The sequence below is a fragment of the Chenggangzhangella methanolivorans genome, assembly GCF_042648545.1.
GTDB classification, from domain to species: Bacteria; Pseudomonadota; Alphaproteobacteria; order Rhizobiales; family Methylopilaceae; genus Methylopila; species Methylopila methanolivorans.
Window position 1 is genome coordinate 267,553 of record NZ_JBHRXS010000016.1, and the last position, 26,184, is coordinate 293,736.

At 70.7% G+C, this 26,184-nt stretch carries 19 protein-coding genes and 1 pseudogene; 13 read left to right on the plus strand and 7 right to left on the minus strand.

Features of this window, described 5'->3' with window-relative positions:
- The first annotated feature begins 39 nt into the window (after nucleotides 1-39).
- The 4 genes from ACFOWB_RS23270 (at nucleotide 40) to ACFOWB_RS23285 (ending at nucleotide 6,437) form a co-directional block, all read left to right on the plus strand.
- Nucleotides 40-1,836 carry a glucan ABC transporter ATP-binding protein/ permease gene (locus ACFOWB_RS23270; RefSeq protein WP_261404702.1) on the plus strand — a complete coding sequence of 599 codons (1,797 nt, stop codon included), beginning with the start codon at nucleotides 40-42 and terminating at the stop codon, nucleotides 1,834-1,836.
- Between the two features lie 7 nt (nucleotides 1,837-1,843).
- A complete protein-coding gene (locus ACFOWB_RS23275; protein WP_378149660.1) occupies nucleotides 1,844-3,334 on the plus strand; it encodes a D-alanyl-D-alanine carboxypeptidase family protein in 1,491 nt (496 codons plus the stop codon).
- 154 nt (nucleotides 3,335-3,488) lie between these two features.
- Entirely contained in the window at nucleotides 3,489-4,523 is a 1,035-nt protein-coding gene (locus ACFOWB_RS23280) for a CobW family GTP-binding protein (protein WP_261405684.1), read from the plus strand.
- A gap of 105 nt (nucleotides 4,524-4,628) precedes the next feature.
- Entirely contained in the window at nucleotides 4,629-6,437 is a 1,809-nt protein-coding gene (locus ACFOWB_RS23285; protein WP_378149663.1) for a long-chain-acyl-CoA synthetase, read from the plus strand.
- Between the two features lie 196 nt (nucleotides 6,438-6,633).
- Here the strand turns inward: ACFOWB_RS23285 and ACFOWB_RS23290 are convergent, their stop codons facing one another.
- Nucleotides 6,634-7,434 (minus strand): L,D-transpeptidase, encoded by an 801-nt coding sequence (locus ACFOWB_RS23290; protein ID WP_261404704.1) that lies wholly within the window; start codon nucleotides 7,432-7,434, stop codon nucleotides 6,634-6,636.
- Nucleotides 7,435-7,737: 303 nt separating this feature from the next.
- Here ACFOWB_RS23290 and ACFOWB_RS23295 point away from each other — a divergent pair, with 303 nt between their 5' ends.
- A complete protein-coding gene (locus ACFOWB_RS23295; protein ID WP_261404705.1) occupies nucleotides 7,738-8,292 on the plus strand; it encodes a DUF924 family protein in 555 nt (184 codons plus the stop codon).
- Nucleotides 8,293-8,379: 87 nt separating this feature from the next.
- On the opposite strand, the pseudogene ACFOWB_RS23300 reads toward ACFOWB_RS23295, so the two are convergent.
- A pseudogene (locus ACFOWB_RS23300) lies at nucleotides 8,380-9,935 on the minus strand (alkaline phosphatase D family protein).
- 279 nt (nucleotides 9,936-10,214) lie between these two features.
- Between ACFOWB_RS23300 and ACFOWB_RS23305 the strand changes: the two are divergent.
- Genes ACFOWB_RS23305 through ACFOWB_RS23315 form a run of 3 tightly spaced genes read left to right on the plus strand, consistent with a single transcriptional unit; the run spans nucleotide 10,215 to nucleotide 14,036 of the window.
- Nucleotides 10,215-12,824, plus strand: a complete 2,610-nt coding sequence (locus ACFOWB_RS23305; protein ID WP_261404706.1) for a GNAT family N-acetyltransferase — start codon at nucleotides 10,215-10,217, stop codon at nucleotides 12,822-12,824.
- Nucleotides 12,821-13,765 carry a cupin-like domain-containing protein gene (locus ACFOWB_RS23310; RefSeq protein ID WP_378149666.1) on the plus strand — a complete coding sequence of 315 codons (945 nt, stop codon included), beginning with the start codon at nucleotides 12,821-12,823 and terminating at the stop codon, nucleotides 13,763-13,765. Before ACFOWB_RS23305 ends, ACFOWB_RS23310 begins: the two co-directional genes overlap by 4 nt.
- Before the next feature lie 43 nt (nucleotides 13,766-13,808).
- Nucleotides 13,809-14,036: a hypothetical protein gene (locus ACFOWB_RS23315; RefSeq protein ID WP_261404708.1), complete on the plus strand. Its 228-nt coding sequence runs from the start codon at nucleotides 13,809-13,811 to the stop codon at nucleotides 14,034-14,036.
- A gap of 156 nt (nucleotides 14,037-14,192) precedes the next feature.
- On the opposite strand, the gene ACFOWB_RS23320 is transcribed toward ACFOWB_RS23315, so the two are convergent.
- The gene (locus ACFOWB_RS23320) at nucleotides 14,193-15,803 is read right to left on the minus strand and encodes an AMP-binding protein (protein ID WP_378149669.1); all 1,611 of its coding nucleotides are present in this window, start codon (nucleotides 15,801-15,803) and stop codon (nucleotides 14,193-14,195) included.
- Between the two features lie 183 nt (nucleotides 15,804-15,986).
- Here ACFOWB_RS23320 and ACFOWB_RS23325 point away from each other — a divergent pair, with 183 nt between their 5' ends.
- Nucleotides 15,987-16,487 carry a hypothetical protein gene (locus tag ACFOWB_RS23325; RefSeq protein ID WP_378149671.1) on the plus strand — a complete coding sequence of 167 codons (501 nt, stop codon included), beginning with the start codon at nucleotides 15,987-15,989 and terminating at the stop codon, nucleotides 16,485-16,487.
- Nucleotides 16,488-16,575: 88 nt separating this feature from the next.
- Here the strand turns inward: ACFOWB_RS23325 and ACFOWB_RS23330 are convergent, their stop codons facing one another.
- Both ACFOWB_RS23330 and ACFOWB_RS23335 read right to left on the minus strand, forming a co-directional pair.
- Nucleotides 16,576-17,208 (minus strand): Hint domain-containing protein, encoded by a 633-nt coding sequence (locus ACFOWB_RS23330; protein ID WP_261405685.1) that lies wholly within the window; start codon nucleotides 17,206-17,208, stop codon nucleotides 16,576-16,578.
- 43 nt (nucleotides 17,209-17,251) lie between these two features.
- The gene (locus ACFOWB_RS23335) at nucleotides 17,252-17,419 is read right to left on the minus strand and encodes a hypothetical protein (protein ID WP_261404710.1); all 168 of its coding nucleotides are present in this window, start codon (nucleotides 17,417-17,419) and stop codon (nucleotides 17,252-17,254) included.
- Between the two features lie 223 nt (nucleotides 17,420-17,642).
- On the opposite strand from ACFOWB_RS23335, the gene ACFOWB_RS23340 reads away from it, so the two are divergent.
- Nucleotides 17,643-20,603, plus strand: coding sequence for a bifunctional diguanylate cyclase/phosphodiesterase (locus tag ACFOWB_RS23340; protein WP_378149673.1), 2,961 nt, complete (start codon nucleotides 17,643-17,645; stop codon nucleotides 20,601-20,603).
- Here the strand turns inward: ACFOWB_RS23340 and ACFOWB_RS23345 are convergent.
- Entirely contained in the window at nucleotides 20,510-21,520 is a 1,011-nt protein-coding gene (locus tag ACFOWB_RS23345) for a LysR family transcriptional regulator (RefSeq protein ID WP_315855168.1), read from the minus strand. The genes ACFOWB_RS23340 and ACFOWB_RS23345 overlap by 94 nt on opposite strands.
- Nucleotides 21,521-21,610: 90 nt before the next feature.
- Between ACFOWB_RS23345 and ACFOWB_RS23350 the strand changes: the two genes are divergently transcribed.
- Together ACFOWB_RS23350 and moxG are read left to right on the plus strand one after the other, a co-directional pair.
- A complete protein-coding gene (locus ACFOWB_RS23350) occupies nucleotides 21,611-22,867 on the plus strand; it encodes an MFS transporter (protein WP_261404712.1) in 1,257 nt (418 codons plus the stop codon).
- Between the two features lie 232 nt (nucleotides 22,868-23,099).
- Nucleotides 23,100-23,672, plus strand: a complete 573-nt coding sequence (gene moxG, locus ACFOWB_RS23355; RefSeq protein ID WP_261404713.1) for a cytochrome c(L), periplasmic — start codon at nucleotides 23,100-23,102, stop codon at nucleotides 23,670-23,672.
- Between the two features lie 52 nt (nucleotides 23,673-23,724).
- Here moxG and ACFOWB_RS23360 read toward each other — a convergent pair whose 3' ends face one another.
- Nucleotides 23,725-24,588: a DMT family transporter gene (locus ACFOWB_RS23360; RefSeq protein ID WP_261404714.1), complete on the minus strand. Its 864-nt coding sequence runs from the start codon at nucleotides 24,586-24,588 to the stop codon at nucleotides 23,725-23,727.
- A 110-nt stretch (nucleotides 24,589-24,698) separates the two neighbouring features.
- On the opposite strand from ACFOWB_RS23360, the gene ACFOWB_RS23365 reads away from it, so the two are divergent.
- Complete coding sequence (locus ACFOWB_RS23365) at nucleotides 24,699-26,102, plus strand: aminotransferase-like domain-containing protein (RefSeq protein ID WP_261404715.1); 1,404 nt, start codon at nucleotides 24,699-24,701, stop codon at nucleotides 26,100-26,102.
- Nucleotides 26,103-26,184: the final 82 nt, after the last annotated feature.

The window sequence follows — 26,184 nt, forward strand, 5'->3', positions numbered from 1 at the left end:
CTGCTGGCGCGGCGGCCCGCGGCGGTCCAGACATCGTCGATGAACGCTTCGCCGCCCGCCCTGAAAAATCGCCTCAACGCCTTCAGGGTCTACAGGCGCACAATCGCGCTGCTGGGCGAGGAGAAGCGGCTCGCCGCATGGCTCGTCGGCGGCAACGTCGCGCTCGCAGGCGCGGCCTTCGCCGAGCCGGTGCTGTTCGGCGCCATCATCGACCGGTTAACGCGCGGCGGCGAACCGATCCTTGGGCTCGCCGCAATCTGGGCGGGAATCGCCTTGGCGGCGATCGCGGGCCGTGTGGTGGTGGGGCTCAACGCCGACCGCCTGTCGCATCGCCGGCGCCTGGCCGCCATGACCGAGGTGTTCGGCCACGCGCTGACCCTCTCGCTCAGCTGGCACCGGCGCACCCATTCGGGGCGGATCGTGAAGGCGCTGGTGGTCGGCGCGAACGCGCTCGCCGACGTCTGGCTCACCTTTTTCCGATCGGGCTGCGCCACGCTGATCGGGCTTGCGGCGCTTTTGCCGGCGAGCCTCGCGCTCAATCCCTGGCTCGGCGGGATCCTGATCGGACTGCTGGTGGTCTTCGGGATCGCGATCACGATCCTCACGCGCCAGACCCAGAACCGGCAGGAGGACGTCGAGGCCTACCATTCAGACGTCGCCCAGCAGGCCGCCGACGCCATCGCGCAGGTCGCCGTGGTGCAGAGTTTCGCGCGCGCCAAGGCCGAGACCAAGGCGCTCGGCGCGGTCATGCAGCGCCTGCTCGACGCGCAGATGCCGGTGCTCTCGTGGTGGGCCTACGCGGCCGCCGCGACGCCGGCCGCCGGCACGATCACGGTGCTCGGCGTGGTGCTGGCGGGCGCGGAGCTCAACTCCCGGGGGCTCGCGAGCGTCGGCGACATCGTCACCTTCGCGGCGCTCGCGACCCTGACGGTCGGCAAGCTCGGCGAGGCGGTGAGCCTCATCAACATGCTGCTGCTGAACGCCCCGCGCATCGCCGAGCTGCTCGACGTCGCGGACGCAGCCCCCGAAGTCGCCGAGCGCGAGGGCGCGCGCGATCCGGGCCGCGTCGCGGGCCATGTGGCGTTCGAGAACGTGTCCTTCGCCTATGAGGCCGGCCGGCCGACGCTGACCGACGTCTCGTTCGAGGCGCGGCCCGGCGAGACGGTCGCGCTCGTGGGCGCGACCGGCTCGGGCAAGTCGACGGCGCTCGCGCTGCTCCACCGCGCCTTCGATCCGGCCGGGGGCCGGGTGAGCGTCGACGGCGCCGACGTGCGCGACCTGACGCTCGAGGGGCTGCGCCGGAACGTCGGCGTCGTGTTCCAGGATCCGATGCTGTTCGCCCGCTCGATCGCCGACAATCTGCGCGTCGGCAAGTCCGACGCGACGATCGGGGAGCTCGAGGCCGCCTGCGCCAAGGCCGAGGTGCTCGACGTCATCGCCCGCCTGCCGCAGGGCTTCGACTCCGTGCTGGGCGAGCGCGGCGCCTCGCTCTCGGGCGGCGAGCGGCAACGGCTCGCGATCGCCCGCGCGCTCTTGAAGGATCCGCCCATCCTCGTGCTCGACGAAGCGACGAGCGCGCTCGACGCCGGCACCGAGGCGCGCGTCCAGGCGGCCCTCGACGCGGCGCGGAAAGGGCGCACGACGCTCGTCATCGCGCACCGGCTCGCGACGGTGCGGAGCGCCGATCTGGTGCTGGTGTTCGAGAAGGGCCGCATCGTCGAGCGCGGCGGCTTCGAGGAGTTGGCCAACGCCGGCGGAACCTTCGCGCGGCTCGTGGCGGCGCAGGAGCTGACGAAGCCGGCGGCGCCCGCGCAAGTCCGGGTCGAGGCCCCGTGAAGGCGCCGTGATTGGCAAGGACGGCCTCGCGCGGTATGACTGGAGCCCGTCCGGCAGGATGGTTTCGGGGCGTCGCGCCAAGCCTTCGCCGCGGCTTCGCGACGATCAAAGCACGGGTTTCGAGTTGCTGTTCACCACGAAGATCCGCCGCCGCTTCGCGGCCGCCGTCCTCGCGCTCGCCCTTCCGGCGGCGAGCCTCTCCTCCGCCTCCGCCGCGCCGCTTCTGGTCGCCGACGTCGCGAGCGGCGCGGTGATCGAGGCGCGCGAGGCCACCACGCCGTGGTTCCCGGCCTCGCTCACCAAGCTGATGACCACCTATGTGGTGCTGAACGCGGTGAGGGCCGGCAAGATCTCGCTCCAGACGCCGCTCACCTACAGCGAGCGCGCGCAGCAGGAGCCGCCGAGCAAGATGGGCTTCCAGGTCGGCCAGACGGTGACGGTCGACGACGCGCTCAAGATGCTGATGGTGCAGTCGGCCAACGACATCGCCTTTCTGCTCGCGGAGGGCGTCTCGGGCTCGGTCGAGAATTTCGTCGTCGAGATGAACCGCACCGCGCAGCTCATCGGCATGCGCTCCTCGAACTTCGTCAATCCGAACGGCCTTCCGGTTCGTCCCGGCCCCGATCTTCAGCGGACCACCGCGCGCGACATGGCGATCCTCGCGAGCGCGCTCTATCGCGACTTCCCGCAGATGGGCGGCCTGTTCGCGCTCGACGCCATCAAGATCGGCGACCGGACCCTGCGCAACCACAACGGCCTGATGGGCCGCTATCCCGGCACCGACGGGATGAAGACCGGCTATGTGTGCGGCTCCGGCTACAACGTGGTCGCGACCGCGACGCGCGGCGGACGGCGGCTCGTGACGGTGGTGCTCGGCGCCTATTCGCCGCTCGAGCGCTCGGAAGTCGCGGTCGACGCCTTCGAGCGGGGCTTCGCCGCCACCAAGGCCGTCGGCACGCTTGCGAGCCTGCCCGCCGTCACCGCCGCCTTCCCGGTGGACCTGCGCGAAGAGATGTGCGGCAAGGCCGGCGCGAAGACCCGCCAGGCGCGCCGCCTGATGCTCGACGGCCACCCCTGGGCCGAGACGCTGAAGGCCAAGACCGTGGTTTCGCCGGTGATGGTCTACGCCACCCCCGCGCCGAACGCGCCCGCCGTCGCCGCGGCCCCGAGCGGCGTCGACGAGGATTCGCCGACCGCCTTCGCGCCGACGCCCGGAACCACGCCCGCGATCGCCGGCCAGACGGTGAAGCCGGGCTCGGCCAAGGTGAAGCCGTTGCGGGCGACCAAGGAGAAGGCGGCGACGAAGGCCAAGCCGAAGCCCGCGGCGAAGTCGGCCAAGAGCGACGCCTCCAAAAGCGCCGCCTCCAAGCCCAAGACAGGCAAGCAGAAGATCGACCTCAAGCCCGCCGTCGACGCCAACGCCGCCGGCAACGGCGCGCAGCCGACCTCCGGAGCGATCTACCAGAACGCCGCGCCGGCGAACGGCAAGGCGTTCTGAGATTGACCGGACTGCGTGCTTCGAGACGCCTCGGCTGCGCCGAGGCTCCTCAGCATGAGGACCGCGGTGGAATTTTCCCGACAGAGACAATTCTCATGCTGAGGAGCCGTCCGCAGGACGGCGTCTCGAAGCACGCAGTCGGTTTCAGCCGCCCATGAGCGCCGCGCGCCCCGCCCCGATCCCGCTCACCGTGCTCACCGGCTTCCTCGGGGCCGGCAAGACCACGCTGCTGAACCGCCTGCTGCGCGACCCCGCGCTCGCCGACGCAGCCGTCGTGGTGAACGAAGCGGGCGAGATCGGCATCGACCACCTGCTCGTCGAGCATGTCGCCGAGGGCGTGGTGGCGCTTGCGGGCGGATGCCTGTGCTGCTCGCTGCGCGGCGACCTGATCGCGACGCTCGAGGATCTTCTGCGCGCCCGCGACAACAAGCGGATCCCGCCGTTCAACCGCCTCGTGCTGGAGACGAGCGGCCTCGCCGACCCCGCGCCCATCCTCCAAACGCTGACCCTCCACCCCTATCTCGCGATGCGCTACCGGCTCGCCGCCGTGGTGACGGTGGTCTCGGCCGTCGAAGGCCCGCAGGCGGCGGGCGAGCACCTCGACGCCGCGCGCCAGATCGCGATGGCGGACCGCATCGTTTTGTCGAAGCTCGACGTGGCTTCCGGGGACGAAGCCGCCGCGACCCGCGCGCTTCTCGCAAAATTGAACCCGGCGGCTCCGATCGAGGACGCCGGCGTCGTCACCGCCATGTCTCTCATCGCCGAAGCCCCGCCGACGGCGCGCGACCTCTCCGAAGCGCCCGCCGGCCATGGCGACATCCGCGCGATTTCGCTCGCGAGCGAGGCGCCGCTGACGCGCGAGGCCTATGACATGTTCGTCGAGCTGCTGCGCTCGGCCCATGCGCCGAAGCTGCTTCGCCTCAAGGGACTCATCAGGATCGTGGGCGAGCCCGACCGCCCGCTCGTGGTCCAGGGCGTGCGCCACGTCTTCGCCGAGCCGCGCTTCCTCGACGCCTGGCCGGACGATGACCGCCGCACCCGGCTCGTGGCCATCGGCGAAGGTTTGGAGCCGGACCTCATCGCCAAGCTCTACGCCGCCTTTGCGGGACAGGCCTCCGTCGATCGTCCCGACCGCGCGGCGCTTGTCGAAAGCCCGCTCAGCCCGAGATCCGGAGGATTGCTCGGCTGAGGCGCGCCGGCGGCACTGGACAGCCGGCCTGCGCATGAGCTTGATGGGCCGAACCAAAAGACGTCCCCGGCCTTCGGGCGAAAGCGGACGCGAGGGGGAGACGAGATGGCCGCAAGGTCGAGACTGGCCAAAGAGGCCGCGTATCTCGCCGGCATGCTGCGCGCGCTCAAGGCCACCACCCATATCGGCCGCAACCGCAACCGCGTCTTTCCGCACGTCATCGCCGAACTCGCCGACAAGCACCGCGGCCGCACCGCGCTGATCTCCGAGCGCGAGACCTTCACCTATGAGGAGCTGAACGGACGCGCCAACGCCTACGCCCGCTGGGCGCGGGCGAACGGCGTCGAGAAGGGCGACACGGTCGCTCTGATGATGGCCAACCGGCCCGATTATCTCGCCTTTTGGGTCGGAATCCTGCGGATCGGCGGCGCGGTGGCGCTGCTCAACACCAACCTTACCGGCCAGGCGCTCGCGCATTGCGTCTCGATCGTGAAGCCGAAGCACGTCGTGGTCGGGGCGGAGCTCGAGGCGGCCTACGCCTCCGCCCATCCCTTCGTCGCCTCGGACCCGGCCCCCAGGGTCTGGCGCCACGGCCCGGGCGAGGAAGGCTGGCCGCGGGTCGACGAGGCCGCGCTCGAACAGTCGCAGGATCCGATCCCGGCCGACGAACTTCCCACGCTCTCGATCGAGGACCGGGCGCTCTACATCTACACGAGCGGCACAACCGGCCTGCCGAAGGCCGCCAACATCAACCACTACCGGCTGATGGCGATTTCCCACGGCTTCTGCGGCGCGATGGGCATCCGGCCTGACGACCGCATGTACGAATGCCTGCCGATGTACCATACCGCCGGCGGCGTGATCGCGGCCGGCTCGCCGCTCATCGCCGGCGCCTCGGTGGTGATCCGCGAGAGGTTCCAGGCGAGCCGGTTCTGGGACGACGTCGTCGAGAGCGGCTGCACGCTCGCGCAGTATATCGGCGAGCTCTGCCGCTACCTCGTCCACACGCCCGAAACCGCCTCCGAGAAGCGCCACAAGCTGCGGCTCGTCTGCGGCAACGGGCTTCGGCCGGACGTGTGGCCGGAGTTCGAGCGGCGCTTCCGCATCCCGCTCGTGCTCGAATGGTACGCGGCGACGGAGGGCAACGTCGCGCTGTTCAATTTCGACGGCACGCAGGGCGCGGTCGGGCGCATCGCCTGGTATCTGAAGCGCAAGTTCCCCGTGAAGGTGGTGCGCTTCGACGTCGAGATCGGCGAGCCGGTGCGGGGCCCGGACGGCTTCTGCATCGAGTGCGGGCCGGAGGAGGCCGGCGAAGCCGTCGGGCTCATCCTCAACGACCCGTCGAAACCGTCGGCGCGGTTCGAGGGCTACGCCGATCCGGAAGCCACCAAGCGCAAGATCCTGACCGACGCCTTCGAGACCGGCGACCGCTGGTTCCGCACCGGCGACCTGATGCGGCGCGACGAGCGCGGCTATTTCTTCTTCGTCGACCGCATCGGCGACACCTTCCGCTGGAAGGGCGAGAACGTCGCGACGTCCGAGGTCTCCGAGGCCATTTCGGTGTTCCCCGGCGTCAAGGACGTCAATGTCTACGGCGTGGCGCTACCGGGCTATGACGGGCGCGCAGGCATGGCCATGGTGGTGCCGGAGGACGAGGGGATCGACCTCGAAGGCCTCCACGCCCATGTGGCCGCGCAGCTGCCGAGCTTCGCGCGGCCCGTCGTGATCCGGATCGCGCGCGAGCTCGACCTCACCGGCACGCTGAAGCAGCGCAAGGTCGATCTCGTGCGCGAGGGCTGCGACCCGCGGGTGGTCGCCGACCCGATGTTCCTCGCCCACCCTGCGAGCGGCCGCTACGCGCCGCTCGACGCCGAGCTCTATGACGAGGTCGCGACCAAGCGGCTGCGGGTGTAGTCGCGCGCTGGCCGCCCCTTCTCCCGTTTACGGGAGAAGGTAAGGATGAGGGGAAGTGGCGCAGCGGGTCCCAAAAAGAGGCGCGTCCGCTGCGGACGTGCTCATCTTTCAAACGCCGGCGCTGACGCCCCTCACCCTTACCCTCTCCCGCACGCGGGAGAGGGGGTCACGGACGTCGCGCCCTGTCTTGAAGCCCTCACCCCTGCGCGTCGTCGGTCCAGCGGCCGCGGCGGCCGTAGCCGCGATCGCGGCCGTAGCCCTCCGGCTCCACGTACTCGCCCTCGTAGGGCGCGGGCTCGCTGTAGGGCGCCCGCGCGATCGCCGGCTGGTCCTGCAGCACCACGACGCGCGACTCCTTCGGCACGCGGCCGTAGAGGTCGATGATGTCCTGGTTGAGCAGGCGGATGCAGCCCGAGGACACGGCCTTGCCGATCGACCAGGGCTCGGTGGTGCCGTGGATGCGGTAGAGCGTGTCGCGGTTTCCCTGGAAGAGGTAGAGCGCGCGGGGGCCGAGCGGATTGTCGAGGCCCGGCGCCATGCCGCCGGCCGCGGGGCCGTAGCGGTCCGGCTCGCGGGCGATCATGTCGGGCGTCGGCGTCCAGCGCGGCCATTCGGCCTTGCGGCCGACGCGCGCCTCGCCCTCGAACTCAAGCCCCGCCTTGCCGACGCCGATGCCGTAGCGCATCGCCGTTCCGCCGTCCTGAACGAGGTAGAGGTAGCGCGCGCGGGTGTCGACCACGAGCGTGCCGGGAGGCTCCGGCGTGTCGTAACGCACCTGCTGGCGCAGCCATCTGTCGTCGACCTTGGAGATGTCGGTGGCGGGCAGCGGGTAAAGCTCGTCGGGGCGCGCGCCGTACATGTCGACGGTCGCGGGCGAGTGACGCACCAGCATCGGGCCCGGCCCCTGCGTCGTGGAGCAGCCTGCAAGGCCGAGCGCGGCGAGGGAGAGCGACGCTGCGACGAAGCCGCGGCGGGTGGGACGGTTGCTTTCGAGCATTTCGATACTCTCGACACGGCTGCGCGAAGTCGCGCCACGCCAACATTCTCAGGCGTCATCGGTTCCGCCCGGATTCGGGCCGAGATCGGGCGCTCGCGAAGCAAAAGCGTGAACCAGCGACCGGTGATGCTTGCAGGCCACATGGTAAATGCCGGTTAAACGCGTTCCGCCGGGCGTTCACGGCTGCGTTGATCGCGCGGTTGTGAGCGCGCATGGCTGCTATGCTTTCGCCGAACTGCAACCCATGCGCGATCGACCATCGGCGACTTCACGCGCCATGGCCTCGCGCCTAGGCTCGCGCCTATGAGACACGCCGCCCCGCCCGACGCCCTCGCCGTCACGGCCTTCTGGCGCGCCGCCGGTTACGACCGCTGGTTCGCCAGATCCGACATGTTCGACGCCGCGATCCGCGCCCGGATGGAGCGGCTGCATGTGGCGGCCTTCGCGGGCGCGCTCGACCATTGGGACGAGACCCCGACAGGCGCGCTCGCGCTCGTCATCCTGCTCGATCAGGTCCCGCGCAATCTCCATCGTGGGACGGCGCGCGCCTTCGCAAGCGACGAGCGGGCGCTCGCCGTCGCGACCGCCGCGATCGCGCGCCGCTTCGACCGGCGCGTGACCCGGGAGATGCGCTCGTTCTTCTACCTGCCGTTCGAGCACGCCGAGGATTTCGGCGCGCAGGAGGTCTGCCTCGAACTGTTCCGGCGGCTCGGCGACGAGAACGGGCTCGAATACGCGAAACTCCACGCCGACATCATCCGCCGCTTCGGACGGTTCCCGCATCGCAACGGGGCGCTGGGGCGGGCCTCGACGGCCGCGGAGCGGAGGTTTTTGGCCGAGGGCGGGTTTGCTGGGTGAAGGTGCGCCGCCTTCTCCCCTCCCCTTTCGGGAAGGGCCGCGGCGATCGCGACGGCCAGCCGCCGCCGTCAGGCAGCGAGATGCGCTTCACCCCTCTGGGTCGAGATCGACCGAATAGAGCGTCGTCTCGTTGAGATCCCTCAGCGACACGGTGAGCACGCCGCTCTTCCCGTCGATCGCCGCATGGCCGAAGAACTGAAGGCCGTCGAGCGGCGACAGGTTGGCCTGCCCCTCCGGCGGCGCCTTCACGAACTTCACCTGCGGCCCGAACGTCATGTCGAGCGCGCTCGGGCCGAAGGTGCCGGAGTTGATCGGGCCGGCGACGAACTCCCAGAACGGCTTGAAGTCCTGGAACCTGGCGCGGTTCGGGTGATAGCGGTGCGCGGCCGTGTAGTGCACGTCGGCCGTGACCCACACCACGTTCTTCACGTCGCGGCGCTTGATGAAGCCCAGAATGTCGGCGATCTCGAGCTCGCGGCCCTTCGGCTTGCCGTCGTCGCCATTGGCGACTCCCAGTTCTCGCCGTCCGGCACTTCGAGGCCGATCGGCATATCGGAGGCGACGACCTTCCAGAGCGCCTTGCTCGCGGCGAGCTGCTTCTTCAGCCATTTGACCTGCGCCGAGCCGAGGATCGCGGCCTCGTCGGAGCGCGTGGTCTGCAGGTTCTTCGAGTTCGGCCCGCGATAGCTGCGCATGTCGAGGAAGAACACGTCGAGCAGCGGCCCGTAGCTCGCCGCGCGGTAGATGCGCTGCGGATCGCGCTGGTCGACGCGGATCGGCATGTACTCGAAGAACGCCTGCCGCGCCCGGGCGGCCAGCAACGCCACGCTCTTCACGTCGTAGTTTTCGAGGTCGAGGATTTCCTGCGGGTACCAGTTGTTGGTGGTCTCGTGGTCGTCCCACTGGGCGAACATCGGCACTTCGGCGTTCAGCCGCAGCACGTTCTCGTCCAGGAGATTGTAGGCGTGCTGGCCGCGATACTCCTTCAGCGTCTCGGCCACCTTGGACTTCTCCTCGGTCACGAGGTTCTTCCACTTGCGCCCGTCGGCCAGCGTCACCTCGGCCTCGAGCGGGCCGTCGGCATAGACCGTGTCGCCGGAGTGGATGAAGAAGTCGGGCCGCGTCCGGCGCATGGCCTCGTAGCCCTTCATGCCGCCGAAGTCCGGGTTGATGCCCCAGCCCTGCCCCGCGGTGTCGCCGGTCCAGACGAAACTTACGTCGCGCTTGTTGGACGGCGCGGTGCGGAAGCGGCCGACCACGGGCTCGCTCACCGCCGAGACGTCCTTCAGGTCCTCGAAGCTGATCCGGTAGAAGACGTCCTGCCCCGCCGGCAGCTTGCGCAGGTCGACCCGCGCGGTGAAGTCCGAGCCGCCGAGCGCGTCCGGGCCGACGACGCGGTTGGCGTCCTTGAAGCTTTCGGTCGTCGACCACTCGACCACCATGCGCGAGGGCCGGTCGGCCTTGCTCCAGACGATGGCGCGGTCGGCGCCGACGTCGCCCGACTGGACGCCCGAGGCGAGCTTCGGCCGGCGGCCGGCGAGCGAGAGCGCCGGGCGCGGAAAGGCCGAGGCGGCGGCGACCGACGCGGCGCCGGCGAGCACGAGCCGGCGGGACGGCCGCCACAGGGAACGGGAACCGCTCATCGAAAGACCTTTCGGCTGACATCGTCGGGGGCTCTCGGCCGGACGGCCGGTCTGGAACGGTTCTAGACGCCCCATGTGACAGACGTTTTTCAGCGATCGACCACTTGCTGAGCGGACGACATTCCAAAGTCGCGACGCCTGCCGCCCCTCCCCGCAAGGCGGAGGGGTGACCATCGCTTCCCCTCAATTTCGAACGATCCCGTTTACGCTGTTCCCGAACCCATCCTTAAGCGCGGCGGGCCTATGGTCCCCTCCTCCATGGGGACGAAGACGCCGGACATGCAGGCAGACGTGGGAGCGCGCTTGAACGCCGGCCGGACATCGTCGCGCCTCGCCGACCTCGTCGCGCGCGTCCGCGCGCTCATCGCCGACCGTTCGGACACGGCGATGGCCAAGAAGGTCGCGGGCTCCGCCTTCCTGATCCGGGTCGTCAACGCCGGCATCGCCTTCGCGTCGCAGATCCTGCTCGCGCGCTGGATGGGCCAGGGCGAATACGGCGTCTACGTCTATGTCTGGACCTGGGTGCTGCTGCTCGGCGGGCTGACGACCTTCGGCCTCGCCTCGAGCCCGCAGCGCTTCATTCCCGAATACGCCGAACGCGGCGAGGATGCGCTGCTGCGCGGCTTCCTCATCGGCAGCCGCGCGCTCGCGACCGCGATCTCGACCGTGATCGCAGGCCTCGGGCTGCTCGGCGTCTGGCTGTTCTCCGCCCATCTCGAGAACTGGGCGCTCGTCCCGCTTTATCTCGCGCTCGTCTGCGTGCCGATGTACGTGCTGACCGACGTGCAGGACGGGCTGGCGCGCACCTACAACTGGATCGACGTCGCGCTGGCGCCGGCCTATTTCGTGCGCCCGCTGCTGATCCTCGCGCTGCTCGGCGCGCTGTCGCAGTTCGACTTCGCCCCCACCGCCTCGACCGCCATGGCCGCGACCGTGGTCGCCACCTGGGCGACCGGCGTCGCGCAGCTCTGGATGCTGGAGCGGCGGCTCAAGCGCAAGGTGCCGGCCGGCCCGAGGACCTACGCGCCAGGCCTCTGGATGAAGGTCTCGCTCCCGATCTTCATGGTCGAGGGCTTCTACCTGTCGCTCGCCTATGTGGACGTGCTGATCCTCTCGGCCTTCCACGATCCGCACGAGACCGCGGTCTACTATGCGGCCGTCAAGGTGATGTCGCTCGTCGCCTTTGTGTCGTTCTCGGTCGCGGCCGCGGTCGCGCACCGCTTCTCCGAATATGCGGTCACGGGCGACCAGGCCCGCCTTTCCGCCATGGTGCGCGACGCCGCGCGCTGGACGTTCTGGCCCTCGCTCGCCGGCTGCGTCGCGCTGTTCGCGCTCGGCTGGCCGATCCTGTGGCTGTTCGGGCCGGAATTCACCGAGGGCTATCCGCTGCTGTTCGCGATCGCGGTGGGGCTCTTGGCCCGCGCGACCGTCGGCCCGCTCGAGCGCCTGCTCAACATGCTGAACGAGCAGAACCTCTGCGCCGCGATCTATGGCTCGGCCTTCGCGCTCAATGTCGTGCTCTGCCTCGCGTTCGTTCCGAAATGGGGCGCGATGGGCGCGGCGATCGCGACCTCGATCACGCTCGCGGTCGAATCCGTCGTGCTGTTCTGGGCGACGCGGCGCCGGCTCGGCCTCGGCGCGCTGCCCTGGGGCCGCGGGCCCGCCCCCGCCCCGACGCCCCGCGAGATGACCGGCGACGCCATCGCCGACGTGGTGGCGACGCCCTTCGTCGTGGACGAGCCCGTCGCCGCGCCGGCCGCGCCCGCGGGATCGCTCCGCTTCGAGATGCTGACGCCGGCCGAGCTCGGCCGCAGCCGCGCCGCCTGGGAGGCGCTCGCCGGGCGCGCGCTCGAACGCAACGTCTTCGCCGAAGCGGGCTTCGCCATCGCGGCCTCCGGTCTTTCCGGATCGCGCGACGTGCGGATGGCGGCGGTCTGGGACGAGGCCTCGGCCCATCCCCGCCTCGTCGCCGCCGTTCCGCTCGCGCCCCATCGCGCGCTGCCGCTCTCGGGCGGGCTGACGAGCGCGGACTGGGATCACTTCGGCCCGCTCGGCGCGCCGCTGCTCGACCGCGACGTCGCGGCGGAAGCCGCGGCCGCTCTCCTCGCCGGGCTTTCGGCCGAGGGCGCCTCGACGGTGCTGCTGCGCTTCCTGCCGGAAGGCCCGGCCGCGCGCGCGCTCATGGCGGCCGCCGCCGAGGCCGGCCGCGCGGTCGCCCGGGTCGACGGCCACGCCCGCGCCCTGTTGCGCGTCGGCGAGGACGAAGCCGGCCTTCCCGCCCGCAAGCTCAAGGAGCTGCGCCGCCAGTCCCGACGCCTCGCCGACCAAGGCCCCGTGGCCTTCCGCGCGGCCCGCGCCGAGGCCGACGTCGCGGCCGCCGCCGCGCGCTTCCTCGCGCTTGAGGCGAAAGGCTGGAAGGGCGCGGCCGGCACCGCCATGGCCGACGCGCCGGACCAGCGCGCCTTCTTCGAGACGCTTCTCGCCGACCTTGCCCGCTCGGGCGACGCGCTGGTGCTGGAGCTGTTCGCCGGCGAACGGCTCGCGGCCTCCGGCGTCGTGCTGATCGCCGGCGACCGCGGCTGGTTCTACAAGGTGGCCTATGACGAGACGCTCGCGCGGCTCTCGCCCGGCGTCCAGCTCACGCTCGAGCTGACCCGGCTCCTCGCCGAAGAGAAGCGGCTCGTCGAGGTCGACTCGACCGCCGTCGCCGACCACCCGATGATCGATCGCCTCTGGCGCGGGCGCCTTGCGCTCTCGGACGTGCTGGTCGCGCTCGATCCCGACGCCGCCGGCATGGTCGAGGGCGCGGCGAGCGCCGAGCGGCTGCGCCGGAACCTGCGCAGGCGCCTCCGCGACCTCTATCGCGGACTGAAGGGACAGGGCTCATGACGACGCTGCGCGCCGACCCGGCGGACCTTGCGGCCCGCTACCCGACGAAGCCGTTTCCGATCACGCATGATCTCGCCGGCCATCCGCTGCTGACGCTGCCGCGGCTCGCCGAACTCGTCCGCGAGCTGCCCCGCGACCGCATCGAGTACAATTCCGGCGCGGTCTCGGTGAACCAGCGGCCCGAGGACGTTCCGCTCGTCGACCTCGCGCCCGAGGAGGTCGTGCGCCAGATCGAGACCGCGGGCGCCTGGATGGTGCTGAAGCGCGTCGAGACCGTCCCGGCCTATCGCGCGCTGATCGAGGAGGCGCTGCTCTCGATCGGCCGCCAGCTCGGCCATGACAGCTTCGCGTCGATGAAGCTCGCCGACGTCGAGGGCTATGTCTTCGTCTCCTCCGCGAACTCGACCACGCCGTTCCATTGCGACAACGAGGACAACTTCTTCGTCCAGATCCACGGGCCGAAGTTTTTCCACCTGTTCGACAACGAGGACCGCGCGATCGTCTCCGAGGAGCTGCTGGAGAGCGCGCCCTCGAAGCACCGCAACCTGCCCTACGAGGAGCGCTTCGAGGAGCGCGCGACGGTCTACACGCTCGCGCCCGGCGAGGGCGTCTATGTCCCCTACCAGGTCCCCCACTGGGTGCGGACCGGCGACGGCTGGTCGATCTCGCTCGCCGTCACCTGGCGGTCGCAGGCTGTGGTCCGCCGCAACAAGCTGCTGTTCATGAACGCGTTTCTGCGCGACCGCGGCTTTCCGCAGGCGGCGCCCGGCCAGAAGCCGGCGCTCGACGGGCTGAAGGTTGCGGCCTACACCGCCGCGCGCGCCGCGATCGAGCCGCTGCGCAGGAGCGAGGGCATGCGGCGCCTGCTGAGGCGCGCCGTGTTCGGCGAACAGGCGAACTACGCCGACAAGGCGCACGAGGCGGGCAAGAAGGCGGCGTGATCGAGACGCCGCCCGGCGATCGACGTGAATGGAGGATGTCCGCATGAACGACGAGCACCCTTTCATGAAACGCGCGAAGTTCTACGCCGACGAGAGGCTGCTCAGTCTTCTCGTCTTCTTCATCTGCATGCTCAACGCGACCGGCGCCGACCGGAAGATCGTGACCGCCGCCGTCGCCACACTCGCGTTTCAGACGTTCTGGATCTGGCTCCGCATGCGGGGCGAGCGTCTCAGCGAGTCGAGCCCTACCCCCTCGACAGACGCTGGATGATTTTTCTGGTCGTCGTCAGCGGCGACACCGTCATGTGACCAAAGACCGTCATCCGGCCGAAGCGGCGCAGCCGCGAAGAGTCGGGATCGTGCTCCGAAAGAAGCGCCCTTTCCGGAGCACGATCCCGGACGGGTCTTCGCCCGCCCGGGATGACGCCTACCCCCGCTCCCTCAGCGCGCGGCGGATGATCTTGCCGGTGGTGGTCAGCGGCAGCTCGGCCACGAATTCGATCTCGCGCGGATATTCGTGGTGGCTGAGGCGCTCGCGTACGAAGAGCTTCAGCTCCTCGGCGAGCGCCTCGTCGCCCGAGACGCCGGACGTCAGCTGCACGAAGGCCTTCACGATCTCGGTGCGCATCTCGTCGGGCTTGCCGACCACCGCGGCGAGAGCGACCGCCGGGTGGCGGGAAAGACAATCCTCGATGTCGCTCGGGCCGATGCGGTAGCCCGCCGAGGTGATGACGTCGTCGTCGCGGCCGAGGAAGCGGAAATAGCCGTCGGCGTCCGTCACCGCCTGGTCGCCGGTCAGCAGCCAGTCGCCGGAAAACTTCTCCGCCGTCGCCTCGGGCTTGTCCCAGTATTCCAGGAACATGACGGGGTCGGGCCGGCGCACGCGGATCTCGCCCTGCTCGCCGGGCGCGCAGCGCGTCCCGTCTTGCCGGAACAGCGCGACCTCGTGGCCGGGCGTCGGCTTGCCCGTGAACCCGGCCTTCGAGACGCCGAGATGGGCGAAGGAGGCCAGCACGTAGTTGCACTCGGTCTGGCCGTAGACCTCGTTCACCGGCACGCCGAAGGCGCGGCGCGCCCAGTCGAACGAGGCCTCGCCGAGCCGCTCGCCGGCCGCCACCAGCGAGCGCAGCGCCATGCCGGGATGGCGCTCGCGCGGGTCGCCGCTCTGCGCCATGAGGCGCAGCGCCGTCGGCGGGATGAAGGCGTTGCGCACCCCCGCCTCCGCGATCAGAGCGAAGGCGGCCTCGGGATCGAACTTCACCACCGGCTGCGCCACCACCGGAACGCCGTCGTGGAGGCACGGCATCATGAGGTTGAGCAGGCCGCCGGCCCAGGCCCAGTCGGCCGGCGTCCAGCCGAGGTCGCCCGCCCGCGGAAAGCCGTCATGGGTGAGCCGGAAGCCCGGCACATGGCCGAGCAGCACCCGCCCGCCATGGAGCGCGCCCTTGGGCGGCCCGGTGGTGCCGGACGTGTAGATCATCAGCGCCGGATCGTCGGGCGTGGTGTCGGCGGGCGGAACCTCGCCGCCTCGCGCGAGAAGCGCGCGATAGTCGAGCGCGTCGCCGTCGGCTCCGTCGGTCGAGACCACGACGAGATCGGACGGCGGCTCCTCGACGGCGCGCAGCTTCGCCAGGCCCGCCGCGTTGGTGACGATCGCGCGGGCGCCGGAATCCGTGAGGCGGAACGACACCGCGTCCGGCCCGAAGGCGAGCGCGAGCGGCGTCGCCACCGCGGCGAGGCGGGAAACCGCAAGATGCGCGACCGCGGCCTCCGGCCCTTGCGGCAGCAGAACCGCGACGCGGTCTCCGCGCCCGACCCCGCGTTCGGCGAGGCCGGCTGCGAGCGCATGCGAGGCCGCGCGCAGCTCGCCATAGGTGGTCGGTTCGAGCGTCGCTCCCGGCCGCTTGGTCAGGATCGCGATCCGGTCCGGCTCGGGCTCCGCCCAGCGGTCGCAGATCGCCTCCGCGATGTTGAACTTTTCCGGGATCTCCCAGCGGAACGCGCCGCGCAGTCGCCCGAATGCGTCGTCCTGAGACATTCCCGTTTCAAACCCCGACCGTGCGGGCCGGCGCCTCGAGGGGCTAGCGGCTGCGAGGCATCGACGACGAACGCCGCGTGGCGGTCAAGTCGTCTTTCGCCGGGCGGCGTGATGAACCCCGCCCGGAATCGTTCTAGGGTCGGCCGGATTTCGACGCGCGACGAAGAGCGAGGACCACAGGCGATGCGCGAGTGCGGCGGATGCACCATGTGCTGCAAGCTTCTCGGCATCGCGGAGCTCGAGAAGCCGGCGGGGCGCTGGTGCCCGCATTGCGTGCCGGGCCGCGCCTGCAAGATCTACGAGGACCGGCCGAGCGAGTGCCGCACCTTCCACTGCCTCTGGATCCTGCGCGAGAGCTTCGGCCCCGAATGGCGGCCGGACCGCTGCAAGTTCGTCGTCTATGGCAGCCCCGACAAGGCCGCGCTCGTGGTCAATGTCGACGTGACCGCTCCCGACGCCTGGCGCAAGAACCCGTTCTACGACGCCTTCAAGCGCTGGGCCGCGGAGGCCGCGGCCGACAAGACCCATCTCGTCGTGATGGTGGGCGACAAGGCGACCGTGATCCTGCCCGACCGCGACGTGCCGCTCGGCCTCGTCGGCCCCGGCGACCGGATCGTGTCGAAGATGGTGACCGAGGGCGGGCGCCAGCGCGTCGAGCCGCGGGTCGAACGCGCGGAAGCCTGAGCGTCGGCGCTCTGACGCGCGCTCACGAAAAAGCCCGGCCCGTCCCCCGACGCGCCGGGCTTTTCTCTGTCCGAAGCGCGCTGGCGCTTCAGGCCGCCTGCGCCAGCCCCTCGCCCGCCGCGATCGCGATCCTGTCGCGGATGGCGGCCGGAACCTGACGCGGGCTCATGGCGCGCGGCTCGTCGCGCTCGGCGATCGCGTCGGCGGTCGCGCCGTAGAGCGCCTCGAACTCGGCGAAGTTGTCGAAGGCGCGCCGGGTGACGTTGTCCACGAAGGTTTCGGTCGCAGCGCCCTCGGCCAGGATGATCTCGTGACCCTTGGTCTCGATGTGGAAAACCGTGAGACCGTCGCGGATCACAGACTGGGAGAGCCGGGCGATGGTGGAGCCATTGACCAGCGCGCCGGCTTGCACCAGCACGCCGTCGAGCAGCATGGCGTGGTCGGAGGTGACGACGAGATCGCGCAGCGGCAGGCCGTCGCCGAGCGCGCCGGCGGAGATCCTCACCGGCTCGCGGCCCTCGGGCATGCCGGCCGCCCCGCCGATCGCCTGACGGCCGATCCACTTCACGGGAACGGCGCTCCCGTCGGCCGTCGTCACCAGATCGCCGACGCCGAGCGTCTCGACAGCGGTCTCTCCGGACGGCGTCGAGATCAGCGTGCCGGGCGCGAAGCAGAGGATGAAGAGGTCGTCTTCAGGCGATTGGGGGCGCTGAAGGCGGATTACGGAGGCCGGTCCGTCGCCCCTGCGCGGGAGGGCGTGCCGGCTAGCGCTTCGAAAACCGGTCGAACAGCCAGCGGACCGCCGAGCTCGCGGCGCGGTGCTTGACCTGGTTGACGGAAGTGGGCGGCAGGCGACGCGGCCCCTGGCCGGTGCGGGCGTGGCGGCGGGCGAGATACTGCCCGGCCGCAAGTTTCAGAACGGTCTTCAGCATGCGCCGAACTCCTCGCGCCCCAAGGCTGAACTCGCGGAGCCGTCGCGCGATCCATCACGTCGCCGTTATCGGGGCGCAAGTCCGCGCGTCCGGTCGAAGGCGTTCGGCGCCCGAAGAGCTCCCTTAACTTTCAGTCGGTTAGCATCCGGGCGACGCGAAGCGGCCCGCGACGGCCGCGCGGCTTGCGTCATGACGCCCGATACGCGGTGCCCAAGACGACGCGATGCCCAAACCGACCTGGCCCCTCAGCCTGATCTTCGGCTACCTCGTCGCCGCGGCGATCACCGTCTGGCTGACGCGGTTCAGCGGCGGCGTCGCCTTCGTGTGGACCGCGTCCGCGATCCTGACGAGCCATCTGGTGCTGAGCCCGCGCCGCGCCTGGGCGCCGGCGCTCGCCGGCTGCGCGGCCGCGAGCGCGGTCGCCACCGCCTTGCTCGGCCTCGGGCCGCTCGCCGCCGGGCCGCTCGCGCTCGTCAACGTGGCGGAAGCGGCGGTCGCGGCCGTGCTGCTCCGGCGCTGGATCGACCGCCCGGGCGAGTTCTCGTCGATCCGCGAAGTCTTGGGCTTCAGCCTCGTCGTCGGCGTCATCGCGCCGGCCGTCACGGCGCCGGCGGGCGCGGGCGTCGCGACGCTCGTCACCGGCACGCCCTTCGCGGCGAACGCCTTCAACTGGTTCATGGGCCACGGGCTCGGCGCGCTCACCGTGCTGCCGCTCGCGCTGCTCGTCGGCCGCGACCGGTTCGGCGAGTGGCGCCGCGCCGCCGACCGCCGCAAGATCGTAGAGGCGGCGGCGCTCTGCGCCTTCATGGTCGCGGTCACGGTCGGCGTGTTCGCGCAGTCGACGCTGCCGATCCTGTTCCTGCCGCTGCTGCCGGCGCTGTTCCTCACCTTCCGGCTCGGGCGGCTCGGCGCGGTGGTCAGCATCCTGACGCTGATCGCGATCGGCGCGCCGCTCACCTTCAAGGGCGTCGGGCCGATGGCGCTGATGGAGCAGTCGTCCGGCTTCCGCTCGCAGTTCTTCCAGTTCTACATCGCGATGGTGTGCCTCACGGTGCTGCCGGCCGCGGCCGAGCTGCAGCGCCGCATGGGCCTGTTCTCGGCGCTGCGCCAGAGCGAGAGCCGCTTCCGCCTGCTCGCGGAGAACACCACCGACATCATCGTGCTGTCCTCGCTCGACACCACGCGCCGCTACGTCTCGCCCGCCTGCAAGGCGCTGCTCGGCTACGAGCCCGAGGAGCTCGTGGGCACCAGGCCGCTCGATTTCGTCCATCCCGACGACCGCGAGGGCTACGCCGGGCTGCTGGCCTCGCTCTCGGCGAGCGAAGTCGAACGCGCGGTCACGCGCCAGCGCTACCGGCGCAAGGACGGGGCCTGGGTCTGGCTCGAAGTGTCGTTCAGCCTGACCCATGACGAGGCGAGCGGCGCGGCCACAGGCTATGTCGCGTCGCTGCGCGACGTGACGCTGCGCCGGAACGCCGAGGAGGCGCTGCGCGTCAGCGAGGAGCGCCTCGCGCTCGCGCTCGACAGCGGCAGCGACGGCATCTGGGATTGGGACCTCGAAAGCGGCGCGCTCGAGCTGTCCGACCACTGGTTTTCGACGCTCGGCTACGACCCGTCCGAGATGGAGCCGCGCATCGGCACCGTCGAGGAGATGATCCATCCCGACGACGTCGAGCGCGCGCGCCAGCTGCTGGGGAGCTGCCTCAAGGGCCAGACCCCGACGTTCCAGTGCGAGTACCGGCTGAAGACCAAGGCCGGCGGCTACGCCTGGGCGCTCGCGCGCGGCAAGGTGGTGTCGCGTTCGGCCGAAGGCCGCGCGCTGCGGATGGTCGGCACCCACATCGACATCACCCGTCGCAAGCAGGCCGAGCTCCAGATCGAGCACATGGCCCATCACGACGCGCTGACGGGCCTGCCGAACCGCACCCTGTTCCGCCAGAAGCTGCTGGCGGCCGCGGTCTCGGCCGACCGCGGCGGACGCCAGTTCGCGGTGCTCGCCTGCGACCTCGACCGGTTCAAGTCGGTCAACGACACGCGCGGCCACGCGGCCGGCGACGCGGTGCTGCGCGTCGTCGCCGAACGGCTGCGATCCGCGCTCGGCGAGCACGACGTCGCGGCGCGCCTCGGCGGCGACGAGTTCGCCGTGATCCTCGGCCGAATCGACCGCCCCCATGACGCCGCCGTGGTGGCGCAGCGCATCGTCGAGCTCGTCGGGCGGCCGATCGACGTCGACGGGCAGGTCGCGGCGGTCGGCGTCAGCGTCGGCGTCGCGCTCGGCCAGGGCGATCCCGGCGACCAGATCTTCCGGAACGCCGACACCGCGCTCTACCGCGCCAAGGCGGAGGGACGGAACGTCTACCGCTTCTTCGAGCCCGGCATGGACGCCGCGTTCATCGCCCGCAACCAGCTCGAGGCCGACCTTCAGGTCGCGGCCCGCGAACGCGGCTTCGCGCTCGCCTACCAGCCGATCGTCTCGCTCGAAACGGGCCGCGTCGGCGGCTTCGAGGCGCTGATGCGCTGGCCGCACCCGACCCGCGGAATGGTGTCTCCCGCCGAGTTCATCCCGCTCGCCGAGGAGACCGGCCTCATCGTGCAGATGGGCGACTGGGCGCTGCGCGAGGCCTGCGCGGAAGCCGCCGCCTGGCCGTCGGACCTGCGGCTTGCGGTCAACGTGTCGGCCGTGCAGTTCGAGCGCGCGGGGCTCGAACGCAGCGTGGTCGAGGCGCTCGAAAGCTCGGGCCTCGCCCCCTCCCGGCTCGAGCTGGAGATCACCGAAAGCGTGCTCATGCAGGACGCGGTCGGCGTCGTCTCGGCGCTGATGCGGCTGCGCGCGCTCGGCGTGCGGATCGCGCTCGACGACTTCGGCACGGGCTACTCCTCGCTCAGCTATCTGCGGCGGTTCCCGTTCAACAAGATCAAGATCGACCGCTCCTTCATCACCGAGATCGAGGATCCGGAGGTCGCCGAGATCGTCCGCGCGATCGTGGGGCTCGGCCAGCGCAGCGGCGCCTCGATCACGGCCGAGGGCGTCGAGACCGCGCGCCAGCTCGAGGCCGTGCGCGCGCTCGGCTGCACCGAGGTGCAGGGTTTTCATTTCAGCGGGCCGCTGGCGCCGGCCGCAGCACGCGACTTCATCGCGACCGACCTCGCGCTCCCCCGGCCGCGCCGCATCGGGCGGGCCTGAGGCCGCGCCTCACCTGCCGGCGCGCACCGCCTTGGCCGCGGCGCGGCCTGCAGCACGAAATTGCGCACGAGCTCGGAGCGTTCCTCCCGCAGCACCGCGACAGTGAGAGGCACTTTCGGGGCCGGCCGCTCCAGCGACCGGAACACGACGCCTGCGACGCTCAGCTGCCGCATCGAGGCGGGAAAGAGCGCGACGCCGAACTCGGCCGCCACGAGCGCGAGCAGCGTCGCGATCTGCGGCGCCGGCTGGCCGAAGCGCGGCTCGAAGCCCGCCTGCCGGCAGGCCTCCACCACCGTGTCGTAGAGCCCCGCGCCGATCTCGCGCGCGGTGATCACGAAGGTCTCGTTCGCAAGCGTGGCGAGCGCGAGCGGCCCGGTCTGCGCCGCAAGCTCATGGCCGGCCGGCAGCGCGGCCACGAGCGCATCCTCGGCGATGAGATGGAGCCTCAGATCGCGCGCGTCGGCCCGGTTCGGCCGGATCACCGCCGCGCCGAGCCGGCCCTCGCGCAGGCCCGCGGCGAGAACGGCGGAGCTCGACTCCTCGAGCCTCAGCTCGACGTCCGGATAGGCGCGGCGGAACCCGCGGATCGCGGTCGAGACGATCGGATTGACGGCCGCCGAGGCGATGCAGCCGAGGCCGAGCGACCCAAGCTCGCCGCGCGACGCCCGCCGCGCCAGACGGATGGCCTCCTCGGCCTGCCCCGGCATGGCGGCGACCGCGTCGCGGAACGCCCGCCCCGCCTCGGTGAGCTCTGCGCCATGCGGCAGGCGGTGGAACAGCAGCGCGCCGACCTCGGCCTCGAGATCCTTGATCTGGAGGCTGAGCGGGGGCTGGCCGATGCCGACCCGGGCGGCCGCCTTGGTGAAGCTGCCCTCCTCCGCGACAGCCAGAAAATAGCGGATGTGCCGCAGCTCCATGCCATATCCAAAACATATGCAGATCGACTGTCGCATATACTATGAGAATGCAGGCGTGACGGCTACCTCCTCTCCCGAGGAGTCGCCGAAATGCCCGCATCCGCCGCCGTCCAGACGTTTCCCGCACCCGCTTTGCCCTCCGCCGCGTCGCTCGCGCCGTCCTGGGTCACGCGCGGCACCGCCGCCTACGGGCGCACCTCCTGGGGCCTGTTCTTCGTCGGCTTCGCGACCTTCGCGCTGCTCTATTGCGTGCAGCCGGTGATGCCGGACTTCGTCCGGAGCTTCGGCGTGACGCCGGCCGAAAGCTCGCTCGCGCTGTCGCTCGCCACCGGCTTCCTCGCCTTCTCGATCATGGCCTCGGGCGTCGTCTCGCAGCGGATCGGCCGGCGGGGCGTGATCTGCGCCTCGATGACGCTCGGCGCCGCGCTCAACATCGCCGCCGGCCTGTCGCCGAGCTGGGGCGGGCTGCTCGCGGCGCGGGCGCTGGAAGGGCTCGCGCTCGGCGGCGTGCCGGCGGTCGCCATGGTCTATCTCGCCGAGGAGATCGAGCCCAGGAGCCTCGGGCGCGCCATGGGGCTCTACATCGCCGGCAGCGCCTTCGGCGGCCTGATGGGACGCGTCGGCATGGGGCTCATGACCGAGTTCGCCTCCTGGCGGGTCGCGATGGTCGCGCTCGGGCTCCTGTGCCTGATCGCCGCCGCGCTCGCCTACCGGCTGCTGCCGCAGTCGCGGAACTTCCGGGCGAGCGCCGGCCTCGACCTGACGCGCGACCTGCGCTTCTGGGGCGGGCATCTCGCCAACCCTGCGCTGCTGCCGCTGTTCGCGGTCGGCTTCGTGCTCACCGGCGTCTATGTGACGATCTACAACTACGCGGGCTTCAGGCTCGCGGAAGCGCCGTTCAGCCTCGGCGGCGCGGCGATCAGCATGATCTTCCTGTGCGTCGTGTTCGGCATCGTGGCCTCGTCGGTCTCCGGCGCGCTCGTCGAGCGGCTCGGCGGCCGGGCGACGCTGATCTGCGGCTTCCTCTCGATGCTGGGCGGCGTGGGGCTGACCGCGCTCGCCTTTCTTCCGGCCGTCGTCGCCGGCATCGCGCTCGTGACGGTCGGCTTCTTCGTCGTCCACTCGGCGACGAGCTCGATGATCGGCCCGCGCGCCGGGGCCGCGAGGGGCCACGCCGCCTCGCTCTACCTGCTGTTCTATTATGTCGGCTCGAGCGTCGTCGGCTCGGTCGGCGGCTGGTTCTGGCAGCATGGCGGCTGGTCCGCCGTGGCGGCGGGCGCGGGAGCGCTCACGAGCGTGGGTCTGATCGCGGCCCTGCTCGCCACGGCGAAGACCCGCACGGCCTGACCCTGAGGCCCGCTCCAGCGGGCCTTCTCTTTTAGACGCCAGATCCGGGAAGATTATCCCGAATAGTATTGGGATGTATTTCTAAACAGATTTGTGATGACGTCGTTACTATAAATCATTCTAAACCTCGCCAGATATGACAACACGCTGACGTATCGCTTGCGATCCAAGAGAAATCTTGGGCGGCCCGACAGATAAGCGTCGCCTCAGCGTGCGCCTGGGAGGAAACATAATGAAAAAATCAGTTCGCGCCGCGCTTGCGGCCGCGCTCTTCTGCGCGACTGCGGTGTCGGGCGCACACGCGCAGCAGACCTTCAACAACGCCGTCACCGGCGAGACGCTGAACCTCGACGACGCGATGCCGGAGGGAAGGGACACCCAAGCGGTCAAGACCTTCATCGAGTCCGGCGAGAACGTCTATCTCGGCGACAAGAACTGTCTCGCCAAAGGCGAGCAGGCGTTCCTCGCAATGTGCTCCGGCTGCCATGGCCAGAAGGCCGAGGGCAAGCTCGGGCCCGGCCTCAACGACACCCACTGGACCTATCCGCAGGGCCGCACCGACAAGGGCCTGTTCGAGATCATCTTCGGCGGCGCGCAGGGCATGATGGGCCCGATGCACGGCGCCATGACGCTCGACGAGATGCTGCTGGCGATGGCCTGGGTGCGCCACCTCTACAAGGACGATCCCGCGGAAGCCGGCGAATGGTTGACGGCCGATCTCGCCAAGGACTTCAAGCCCTACAAGGGCGAGCCCGCGCCCCAGCCCGGCGCCGACGCGCCCGAAAGCTGCAAGATCGGCGGCTAGCCTCGCGCGAGCCCGGCCGCCCCGGATGGGCGGCGGCCGGGCTTTCGGGGCTTCAGCGGGCGTAGCGCCGCGCGCCCGCCACGCAGGCCACCACCGCGACGGTCGCCGCGATCATCGCCGGGCTCACCGCCTCGTGCAGCAGGACGGCGGCGATCACGAGCCCGAAGAACGGCTGCAGCAGCTGGAGCTGTCCGACCGCCGCGATGCCGCCGAGCGCAAGGCCGCGATACCAGAACACGAAGCCGATCAGCATCGAGAACAGCGAGACATAGGCGAGCCCGGCCCAGGCCGCGCCGCCGACGCCCGAAAACGACGCGGGCATGACCGCATAGGCGATCGCGAGCGAGACCGGCAGCGAGACCACGAGCGCCCAGGAGATCACCTGCCAGCCGCCGAGCCGCCGCGAGAGCGTCGCGCCCTCCGCATAGCCGAGGCCGCAGACCACGACGGCCGCGATCATCAGGAGCTCGCCGCTCCATGACGCCTCGCCGCCCTGAAGGCCGGCGAAACCCGCCGCTACGCCCGCGCCAAGGAGCGAGAACAGCCAGAACGCCGGCCGCGGCCGCTCCCCGCCGCGGATCGCGCCGAACACGGCGGTGGCGAGCGGCAGGAAGGCGATGAACACCACCGACCGCGCCGCGCTCATATGGAGGAGCGCGATGGCGGTCAGCAGCGGAAACCCGACCACCACGCCGAGCGCGACGACCACGAGCGACGGCAGATCGGCGCGCGCGGGGCGCTTGCGCCGGAACGCAGCGAGCAGGGCGCCGGCCACGAGCCCCGCGATCGAGGCCCGGGCGACGGTCAGGAACACCGGATCGAAATCCATCACGGCGACGCGCGTCGCAGGCAGCGACGCGCTGAAGATCAGCATGCCCAGGAAGCCGTAGCCCCACCCCTTCGACTGCCCGTCCATGCGCCGCGCTCCGCGAAACCGTCGCGTCGTATCGCCCGAAGACGGCTGGAGACGCCACGGACAGTCATATACAGTTCGCCAAAACTGTTATGGCGACGGAAGCAGTACGGATGGACCAACCCGAACCGACGGCCCCGCGCGGGACGCTGATCGACGGCGTGATCGAGACCGTGCGCCGGCGCATCGCCTCGCGCAGCCTGACGCCCGGCGCGAAGCTCCCGTCCGTGCGCGCCTTCGCGCGATCGGCGGGCGTCTCGACCTCGACCGTCGTGGAGGCCTATGAGCGGCTTGCGGCCGAGGGCGCGATCAGGTCGCGGCCGGGTTCGGGCTTCTATGTCGAGAGCGCGCTCGCGCCGCTGTCGCTGTCGGATCTCGGGCCGCGGCTCGACCGCGAGGTCGACCCGTTCTGGATCTCGCGCCAGTCGCTCGAGGCAGAGCCCGGCGTGCTGACGCCGGGCTGCGGATGGCTGCCGCCCTCATGGATGCCGGAAGCGGGGCTGAGGCGGGCGTTGCGCACGCTCGCGCGCGGCGAAGCGGAGTCGCTCACCGACTACGGCCCGCCGCTCGGCTTCGCGCCGCTCCGCCGCCTGCTGTCGCGCCGCTTCGCCGACCATGGCGTCGAGGCGCCGCCGGACCAGATCGTGCTGGCGGAGTCCGGCACGCAGGCCATCGACCTCCTCTGCCGCTTCCTGCTCGAGCCCGGCGACACGGTGCTGCTGGACGACCCCTGCTACTTCAACTTCCACGCTTTGCTGCGCGCCCATCGCGCCAAAATCGTCGGCGTGCCCTACGGGCCGAACGGGCCGGATCTCGAACGGTTCGCAGAGGCCTGCCGCGAGCATCGACCGCGCCTCTACATGACCAATTCGGCGATCCACAATCCGACGGGCGCGAGCCTGTCGCCGGTCGTCGCGCACCGGCTCCTGAAGATCGCCGAGGAGGCCGACCTCACCATCGTGGAGGACGACATCTTCGCCGATCTCGGGGATCCCTCCGCCCCGTGCCTAGCGGCTTTCGACGGCCTTTCCCGGGTCGTGCAGGTCGGCAGCTTCTCGAAGACCCTCTCGGCGTCGGTGCGCTGCGGCTACATCGCGGCGCCGGCCGACTGGATCGAAGACCTCGTGGACCTTCGGATCGCGACCTCGTTCGGCGGCGGACGGCTCTCGGCGGAGCTGCTCCACGCCCTGCTGAAGGACGGCGGCTACCGTCGTCATGTCGAGGCTCTTCGCGTCCGGCTCGCCGAGGCGACGGGCGAGACCGCGCGCCGGCTGAAGGCGGTCGGCGTCGTTCCCTGGATCGAGCCGCGCGCCGGCATGTTCCTGTGGTGCCGCCTGCCCGAGGGCGTCGACGCCTCCGAGACCGCCCGCCGCGCGCTCACCGAAGACGTGGTGCTCGCGCCCGGCGACGCCTTCAGCCTGTCGCGCACAGCCGGCGGCTTCATGCGCTTCAACGTCGCCCAGTCGGGCGACCCGCGGCTCTACGACGTGCTAGGACGAGCCATGCAGGCCGCCTGAGTCTTCGCAAGCCGAACGCGCGCATTGACCTTATGAATCATCGTTAGTTTTCAATTGAACACTTTAATGTCCCGTTTTGGAT

What these genes read in the sequence shown, in the direction of transcription:
- ACFOWB_RS23270 (WP_261404702.1), top strand. Translation starts at nt 40, where the DNA reads ATGAACGCTTCGCCGCCCGCCCTGAAAAATCGCCTCAACGCCTTCAGG.
- ACFOWB_RS23280 (WP_261405684.1), top strand. Translation starts at nt 3,489, where the DNA reads ATGAGCGCCGCGCGCCCCGCCCCGATCCCGCTCACCGTGCTCACCGGC.
- ACFOWB_RS23285 (WP_378149663.1), top strand. Translation starts at nt 4,629, where the DNA reads ATGGCCGCAAGGTCGAGACTGGCCAAAGAGGCCGCGTATCTCGCCGGC.
- ACFOWB_RS23290 (WP_261404704.1), bottom strand. Translation starts at nt 7,434, where the DNA reads ATGCTCGAAAGCAACCGTCCCACCCGCCGCGGCTTCGTCGCAGCGTCG.
- ACFOWB_RS23295 (WP_261404705.1), top strand. Translation starts at nt 7,738, where the DNA reads ATGAGACACGCCGCCCCGCCCGACGCCCTCGCCGTCACGGCCTTCTGG.
- ACFOWB_RS23305 (WP_261404706.1), top strand. Translation starts at nt 10,215, where the DNA reads ATGCAGGCAGACGTGGGAGCGCGCTTGAACGCCGGCCGGACATCGTCG.
- ACFOWB_RS23310 (WP_378149666.1), top strand. Translation starts at nt 12,821, where the DNA reads ATGACGACGCTGCGCGCCGACCCGGCGGACCTTGCGGCCCGCTACCCG.
- ACFOWB_RS23315 (WP_261404708.1), top strand. Translation starts at nt 13,809, where the DNA reads ATGAACGACGAGCACCCTTTCATGAAACGCGCGAAGTTCTACGCCGAC.
- ACFOWB_RS23320 (WP_378149669.1), bottom strand. Translation starts at nt 15,803, where the DNA reads ATGTCTCAGGACGACGCATTCGGGCGACTGCGCGGCGCGTTCCGCTGG.
- ACFOWB_RS23325 (WP_378149671.1), top strand. Translation starts at nt 15,987, where the DNA reads ATGCGCGAGTGCGGCGGATGCACCATGTGCTGCAAGCTTCTCGGCATC.
- ACFOWB_RS23335 (WP_261404710.1), bottom strand. Translation starts at nt 17,419, where the DNA reads ATGCTGAAGACCGTTCTGAAACTTGCGGCCGGGCAGTATCTCGCCCGC.
- ACFOWB_RS23340 (WP_378149673.1), top strand. Translation starts at nt 17,643, where the DNA reads ATGCCCAAACCGACCTGGCCCCTCAGCCTGATCTTCGGCTACCTCGTC.
- ACFOWB_RS23345 (WP_315855168.1), bottom strand. Translation starts at nt 21,520, where the DNA reads ATGGAGCTGCGGCACATCCGCTATTTTCTGGCTGTCGCGGAGGAGGGC.
- ACFOWB_RS23350 (WP_261404712.1), top strand. Translation starts at nt 21,611, where the DNA reads ATGCCCGCATCCGCCGCCGTCCAGACGTTTCCCGCACCCGCTTTGCCC.
- moxG (WP_261404713.1), top strand. Translation starts at nt 23,100, where the DNA reads ATGAAAAAATCAGTTCGCGCCGCGCTTGCGGCCGCGCTCTTCTGCGCG.
- ACFOWB_RS23360 (WP_261404714.1), bottom strand. Translation starts at nt 24,588, where the DNA reads ATGGACGGGCAGTCGAAGGGGTGGGGCTACGGCTTCCTGGGCATGCTG.
- ACFOWB_RS23365 (WP_261404715.1), top strand. Translation starts at nt 24,699, where the DNA reads ATGGACCAACCCGAACCGACGGCCCCGCGCGGGACGCTGATCGACGGC.